The sequence below is a fragment of the Enterobacter sp. PP-008-ECC_S150 genome (assembly GCF_045257065.1).
GTDB lineage: Bacteria > Pseudomonadota > Gammaproteobacteria > Enterobacterales > Enterobacteriaceae > Enterobacter > Enterobacter chengduensis.
Genome location: NZ_JBJHHG010000031.1, coordinates 36269 through 43352 on the forward strand (window position 1 = coordinate 36269; position 7084 = coordinate 43352).

The window sequence follows — 7084 nt, forward strand, 5'->3', positions numbered from 1 at the left end:
GCCTACGCGGCCCCCGGCCACGACCCGAACGATGCTCTGCGCAAAGAAGCCGAAGCGGCCGCGGCCTCGTCCGTGTTCTTCCGCTCGGGAGGGCAGAATGCGGCGCCGGTGGCGCAGACACAGGTGGCCGCTGCGCCGGGCTTCGCCGCCAATGCGGTGTTTGACCCGCTGGCGGCCGGGCCGGTCTCCACGGCGGCCCAGCCTGCTGACCCGACAGCGGTGCAAAACCGGCAAGACCATAAAGAGGCTTTCTTGAAAGGTGGCTCCACTGAAACCCGTAATTCCGGCAATCTGACCCTGCCAACTTCGCCGTATCAGGTCATGGCCGGAACGGTGGTCGCAGGTGCCTTGGTGACGGGGATTAAGTCGGACTTGCCCGGCGACGTGATCGCCACGGTGACGGAGCCGGTCTATGACACAGCCTCCGGGCGCTTCCTGCTGATTCCGCAGGGTTCGCGCATCCTGGGCAAATACAACAGCCAGGTCAGCTACGGGCAGAGCCGCGTTCAAGTCGTCTGGAACCGGATCATCCTGCCGGACACGTCTTCGCTCACGCTCGACAACCTGGCCGGCACCGACCCAGCCGGCTATGCCGGGCTGGAGGACGATGTGGACTACCACTGGGGCCGCATCTTTGCCGGTGCGGCACTCACCACGCTGCTGGGCGTCGGTGCCGAGCTGGCCGCGCCGGAGAACCGGCAGGATGGTGATCGCGTCATCATCGCTGGGCGCGACAGCGCGCAGGACAGCATCAATCAGGTCGGCCAGGAGATGACCCGGCGCAACCTCAACATCCAGCCGACCTTAACGCAACGGCCGGGCCTGCCGGTTCGCATCATCGTCAACCGGGATCTGGTGCTGCGGCGGTACCAGCCGCTGTTCTTCAACCGGGGGACTTCACGATGAGCACGACCAAGAAGCTGCGGCTCGGCCCGCTGCCGAAGACCGAGAGCACCAAGCTGACTTTCGTTTGCCCGACCAGCTTGAAAGCCGACCTCGACCGCTACGCCGCGCTACACGCGCAGGCGTATGGCGAGGCCGTTGATGCGGCGACGCTGATCCCGCATATGCTGGAAGCGTTCATGGCGGGGGATCGAGGATTCAGGAAGGGCACGGCGACCCGCAGCACACCACCGAAGCCGCCATGATTGCACCGCATGCTATTCAACGGCATCCATCGAACGCGCAGCCCAGGCTGCGCGTTCTTCATTCTGGATGCCGCCGAGCCTGTTGGGCTATGATGATGCGACAGGCCCGCCGTTCCTCGGCAATCCAGCACTACACAGTGCGATGCGGCTTTCTCTCCCAACGCTCCTATGTCGCTCCTAGCCGACAACGCCGCTCTTCTTCTAAGCGGCCCCGAAAGGAGCTAACCTACTGTCCCATATACGGTTTCAAGTCCTTCTTGATTTGCGCGAAAGACTTGACACCGGCACTTTTTTGTGTCTATGCCTATGTGCACCTGTTGTTTACGCATCGGTTCTTTAGCCGTTGCTGTATCTGCATAATGGTGGCTCAGGCGGGGCAGCCTTCGGGCTGGCCGGTTCCCTTGAAGGCCGGTTTCTCACCCCCGTCTGGGCTACCACCCGAGCGTGAGAACTCCGGTGGTGGCGATTACCGCTACTTCAAGGAGGTTGCCCTTATGGCTACGACCCTCACCCCGTCACACCCTCAATTCGTCTTTGTGTTTGCCGCCGTTCGTCGCGCAGACCGTAAACCCCGTATTTGTATGCTCCGCACTGTTGCCGGTGATGAACACGCCGCACGCCTGTCCCTCGTTCGCGATTACGTCCTCTCATTCGCTGGCCGTCTGCCGGTTGCGGAGGTGCGCGCATGAGACACACCACCATTACCGCCCGTGACCTCGAATGCCTTGAGCACATGCGCAACGTCGGCCAGCTCGTCAACGAGCTGATGCAGGTGCAGGACTGCGCCACCGTTCGTCGTGACCCTGCGCAGCAGTCGCAACTCACCTCCGTGATTTACCTTATGACCGCCCAGCTCGACGGCGTGGTAGAGCGCTGCAATCAGCGCTGGCTGACCGGGGAGGGCAACGTATGAAAAAGCCATTACCGCCCGTATTACGCGCCGCGCTATATCGGCGCGCCGTGGCCTGTGCATGGCTGACCCTGTGCGAACGCCAGCACCGCTATCCGCACCTCACCCTTGACGCGCTGGAAAGCGCCATTGCCGCCGAGCTGGAGGGCTTCTACCTGCGCCAGCACGGCGAGGAAAAAGGCCGCCAGATTGCCTGTGCACTGCTGGAAGATTTAATGGAAGCCGGACCACTCAAAGCCGCGCCGTCGCTGTCCTTCCTCGGGCTGGCCGTGATGGATGAACTCTGCGCCCGTCACATGCAATCGCCTGTTGTGCACTGAGGGAGAAAATAACGATGAAAATGAACGTAACAGAGACGGTAAAACAGGCGTGCGGCCACTGGCCGCGCATTCTCCCGGCGCTGGGTGTGAAGGTCATTAAAAACCGCCATCAGGCCTGTCCGGTGTGCGGCGGCTCTGACCGTTTCCGCTTTGACGATAAAGAGGGGCGAGGGACGTGGCTCTGTAACCAGTGCGGCGCGGGGGATGGCCTGAAACTGGTCGAAAAGGTGTTCGGTGTAAAACCATCAGAGGCAGCCCAAAAGGTGAACGCCGTGACCGGCAACCTGCCACCGGTTGCCCCGGAAGTGATTGCGGCCGCAGAGGCTGAAACGGAGGCTGACCGCCAGGCGGCGGCCGCGCTGGCCGTCAGGCTCATGGAGAACACCCGACCGGCCAGCGGCAACGCCTACCTGACCCGCAAGGGCTTCCCCGACCGGGAATGTCCGGTACTGACGTCGATGCATAAAACCGGCGGCGTGACGTTCCGCGCCGGTGATGTGGTTGTCCCGCTGTATGACGATACCGGCGCGCTGGTAAACCTTCAGCTTATCAGTTCTGACGGTCTCAAACGCACCCTGAAAGGCGGGGCGGTAAAAGGAGCGTGCCATACCATCGAAGGGAAAAAACAGGCCGGAAAACGCCTGTGGATAACGGAGGGCTATGCGACCGCGCTTGCCGTGCATCACCTGACCGGCGAAACCGTCATGGTGGCGCTGTCGTCCGTGAACCTCCTTTCTCTGGCGAGCCTTGTCCGCCAGAAACACCCGGCCTGTCAGATTGTCCTCGCCGCCGACCGTGACCTTAACGGTGACGGCCAGAACAAAGCCGCTGCGGCCGCAGGAGCCTGTGAGGGCGTTGTTGCCCTGCCGCCGGTGTTCGGTGACTGGAATGATGCGTTTATGCAGCACGGCGAAGAGGCCTCGCGGAAAGCCATTTATGACGCCATCCGGCCACCGGCGCAAAGCCCCTTTGATACCATGAGCGAGGCGGAGTTTACCGCCATGAGCGCCAGCGACAAGGCTCTGCGGGTGCATGAGCATTACGGCGAAGCGCTGGCGGTGGATGCGAACGGACAGCTCCTGTCCCGCTATGAAAACGGCATCTGGAAAAATATCCCGGCCGCCACTTTTTCACGGAATGTGGCTGACTTATTCCAGCGCCTGCGCGCCCCGTTCTCATCCGGGAAAATTGCCTCGGTGGTGGAGACCCTGAAACTGATTATTCCGCAGCAGGCCGCACCGGCACGGCGTCTGATTGGCTTTCGCAACGGGGTACTCGATACCCAAAGCGGCATATTCAGTCCACATCATAAATCGCACTGGCTACGCACACTGTGCGACGTGGATTTTACCCCGCCGGTAGAAGGCGAAATGCTGGAGACTCACGCGCCGAACTTCTGGCGCTGGCTCGACCGGGCGGCCGGTAAAAATCCACAAAAGCGCGACGTGATACTCGCTGCGCTGTTTATGGTGCTGGCGAACCGTTACGACTGGCAGCTATTTCTCGAAGTCACCGGTCCGGGTGGCAGCGGTAAAAGTATACTGGCCGAAATCGCGACCCTGCTCGCCGGAGAGGATAACGCCACGTCGGCCGATATTGACACGCTGGAAGACCCGCGCAAGCGTGCCTCCCTGATTGGCTTCTCGCTAATCCGTCTGCCTGACCAGGAAAAATGGAGTGGTGACGGCGCAGGACTGAAGGCCATCACCGGCGGCGATGCAGTTTCAGTTGACCCGAAATACCAGAATCCTTACTCAACGCATATCCCGGCGGTGATTCTGGCCGTGAACAATAACCCAATGCGCTTCACTGACCGCAGTGGCGGTGTGTCGCGTCGCCGGGTGATTATTCATTTCCCGGAGCAGATTGCCCCGGAGGAACGCGACCCGCAGCTCAGGGATAAAATTGCGCGCGAGCTGGCCGTCATCGTGCGCCAGCTTATGCAGAAATTCAGCGACCCGATGACCGCCCGCGCACTGCTCCAGTCGCAGCAGAACTCTGACGAGGCACTCAGCATCAAGCGTGATGCTGACCCGACGTTTGATTTTTGTGGCTATCTGGAAATGCTGCCGCAGACCAACGGAATGTTTATGGGTAATGCCAGCATTGTCCCGCGTAATTACCGTAAGTATCTCTATCACGCGTATCTGGCCTATATGGAGGCTAACGGATACAGGAACGTGCTCAGCCTGAAAATGTTCGGGCTGGGGCTGCCCATGATGCTGAAAGAATACGGCCTGAATTATGAGAAGCGGCACACAAAGCAGGGGATACAGACCAACCTGTCGCTGAAAGAAGAAAGCTACGGCGACTGGCTGCCGAAATGCGATGAACCCGCAGCGACATAACCCACTCCAGACCGGCTACAGCCGGTCTTTTTCTTTCCGGCAATTGCCATAAGGTGAACAATCTACTGTTCACCCTTCACCGTATATTCACTCTGTATCACTATGAAATTATTGATAAAAAAGCAAAGGTGAACAGTGTGAACAGTAAAACCGGAAAAAACTTTTTATCCCCCTTGTATCGCCTGACCGGGCGCCCCCGGAACGAGCAAAACAAACAAAGGTGAAGAGTCGACTGATCACCCTTCACCGACTCATCACCACTTAACTGCATGATATAAAATTAAAAATAACCGAGGTGAACAGTGTGAACAGTTAAATGCAAAAAAACTTTTTTGTGGGGATTGAGTTCCGGTTAGGATCCGGATTTCGGATCCTAACCGAATAGGGCGTTAATCTTTAATTTATTAGCAATATCAATTGGCTAAGTTTGATATGCTCAAAAAATTCGTTGGGGGCACAAAAGGGGGCATATTACTTGTTTTTCAATTTAAAAATGTTACATTTCAGTGGGTTATATTATGATTTGAGTCCGGCCTTCGCACCATCGGAACATCAATAGACGTCAACGGAAGTCTTTTTTTGTGTCTGAAATCTGTGTTCCACAAGGCTTTACCCGCTTTCCTCCTCTAACTATAGGCACCTAACTCAACCCACATCAACAAGCTTGTGAGTATACTAATGAGTATATTTACCGATTCGATATTGCTTGTATACTCACGAGATTCCAATGGAAGGAGGACCATTATGGCCCTGTTCGTTCTGCGAAACCTGATGAGAAAGAGTATTCACTTGTTGACGGCGACGGCATGTCCTTACTTGTAAAACCTAGCGGTTCAAAGTATTGGCGATTTCGTTTCCGTTTTGGTGGTAAACAACATTTGATGGCGTTCGGCGTTTACCCGGATGTTTCGCTGGCGGATGCCAGGAAGAAAAGGGAAGAGGCCAGAAAGCTGGTAGCTGCTGGTATCGATCCTCGTGAGCATAAACGTGCTGTGAAAGAAGAGCAGGCGAAAGAGATTATTACTTTCGAGAAGGTTGCCAGAGAGTGGCTCACTACCAATCAGAAGTGGTCAGAAGATCATGCTAATCGTGTAAAAAAGAGCCTAGAGGACAATATCTTCCCGGCAATTGGTACTCGCAATATTGCTGAACTGGGTACCCGCGATCTGTTAACTCCTATTAAAGCTGTAGAGACATCCGGACGTCTTGAGGTGGCTTCCCGCCTTCAACAGCGCACGACGGCTATCATGCGTTATGCAGTGCAAAGCGGGCTGATTGATTACAACCCAGCTTAGGAGATGGCGGGGGCGGTTGCTTCCAGTAATCGACAGCATCGTCCGGCGCTGGAGTTAAAGCGCATCCCTGAGTTATTTGAGAAAATAGACGGCTATACCGGCAGGCCGCTAACCCGCTGGGCAACGGAACTCACTCTGCTTATCTTTATTCGCTCCAGTGAGCTACGTTTTGCTCGCTGGTCAGAGATCGATTTTGAAACGTCAATGTGGACCATCCCGCCCGAGCGAGTGCCTATTCCCGGCGTGAAACATTCTCAGCGAGGCTCAAAGATGCGTACACCTCATCTGGTGTCGATTTCAAAGCAGGCGCTGGCGATATTGAAGCAGATAAACAGTTTTGCGGCAAACATGAACTCATTTTTATTGGCGATCTCGATCCGCGTAAGCCCATGAGTGAGAACACGGTGAACAGTGCGCTAAGGGTGATGGGCTATGACACCAAGGTGGAGGTTTGCGGTCACGGTTTTCGTACGATGGCCTGTAGTTCGCTAATTGAGTCAGGGCTATGGCCGAAGGATGCGGTAGAACGGCAAATGAGCCATATGGAACGCAATTCGGTGCGGGCGGCGTATATCCATAAAGCAGAACATCTGGATGAACGCAAGCTAATGTTGCAGTGGTGGGCGGATTTTTTGGATGCAAACCGGGAGAAGGGGATTACGCCGTTTGACTATGCGAAGGTAAATCGGGGCAATGTCTAGCATATGTGTTTAATAAAATAAAACTAATCAGCCATCCTCCTTTAGGAGGATGGCTGATGGTCTTTACTGGAAGTAGTGTTTCTGTGACCACCGAAACGATTACCCCTCATCAGCAATAATAACTACGCAAATTTGTTAGTAACTAGAGTCATAATCAGGTTATTCCTGATTATGACTGAAGCATATTCGGGGTCAGGGTCAGTCCATTACTAACTGAAGATTGTATCTAATCCTGAGGGCAGTGACCTGCCCCCAGTATTAGATACAACTATCAGTTAGTAATGTCGGTTTGTTTACCTTCACATTTTTCATTTCGCCACCGTGCTGCAAACTCTGATGGCGTCTGATAATTCAGTGCTGAA

5 protein-coding genes and 2 pseudogenes are annotated in these 7084 nt (G+C 55.8%); all 7 read left to right on the forward strand.

Annotated features, from left to right (window positions below; all coding sequences use genetic code 11):
• Nucleotides 1-906: TrbI/VirB10 family protein (locus tag ACJBF3_RS23755; protein ID WP_406545291.1), on the forward strand; the 906-nt coding region annotated here is incomplete at its 5' end.
• Nucleotides 903-1148 carry a DUF2274 domain-containing protein gene (locus ACJBF3_RS23760; RefSeq protein ID WP_006378741.1) on the forward strand — a complete coding sequence of 82 codons (246 nt, stop codon included), beginning with the start codon at nucleotides 903-905 and terminating at the stop codon, nucleotides 1146-1148. The genes ACJBF3_RS23755 and ACJBF3_RS23760, both read left to right, overlap by 4 nt.
• A gap of 287 nt (nucleotides 1149-1435) precedes the next feature.
• Nucleotides 1436-1837: pseudogene (locus tag ACJBF3_RS23765) on the forward strand (host cell division inhibitor Icd-like protein); the annotation flags it as partial.
• Complete coding sequence (locus ACJBF3_RS23770) at nucleotides 1834-2061, forward strand: hypothetical protein (protein ID WP_017692848.1); 228 nt, start codon at nucleotides 1834-1836, stop codon at nucleotides 2059-2061. The pseudogene ACJBF3_RS23765 and the gene ACJBF3_RS23770, both read left to right, overlap by 4 nt.
• A complete protein-coding gene (locus ACJBF3_RS23775; protein ID WP_047723413.1) occupies nucleotides 2058-2378 on the forward strand; it encodes a DUF5375 domain-containing protein in 321 nt (106 codons plus the stop codon). The genes ACJBF3_RS23770 and ACJBF3_RS23775 overlap by 4 nt, the downstream gene beginning before the upstream one ends.
• Before the next feature lie 14 nt (nucleotides 2379-2392).
• Entirely contained in the window at nucleotides 2393-4726 is a 2334-nt protein-coding gene (locus tag ACJBF3_RS23780; RefSeq protein ID WP_047723411.1) for a primase-helicase zinc-binding domain-containing protein, read from the forward strand.
• Nucleotides 4727-5436: 710 nt separating this feature from the next.
• Nucleotides 5437-6722, forward strand: a pseudogene (locus ACJBF3_RS23785) (tyrosine-type recombinase/integrase).
• Nucleotides 6723-7084 lie beyond the last annotated feature (362 nt).

Bases quoted from the DNA above. Each gene is read 5' to 3' on its own strand.
- ACJBF3_RS23780 (WP_047723411.1), top strand. From the start codon at position 2,393: ATGAAAATGAACGTAACAGAGACGGTAAAACAGGCGTGCGGCCACTGG.
- ACJBF3_RS23760 (WP_006378741.1), top strand. From the start codon at position 903: ATGAGCACGACCAAGAAGCTGCGGCTCGGCCCGCTGCCGAAGACCGAG.
- ACJBF3_RS23775 (WP_047723413.1), top strand. From the start codon at position 2,058: ATGAAAAAGCCATTACCGCCCGTATTACGCGCCGCGCTATATCGGCGC.
- ACJBF3_RS23770 (WP_017692848.1), top strand. From the start codon at position 1,834: ATGAGACACACCACCATTACCGCCCGTGACCTCGAATGCCTTGAGCAC.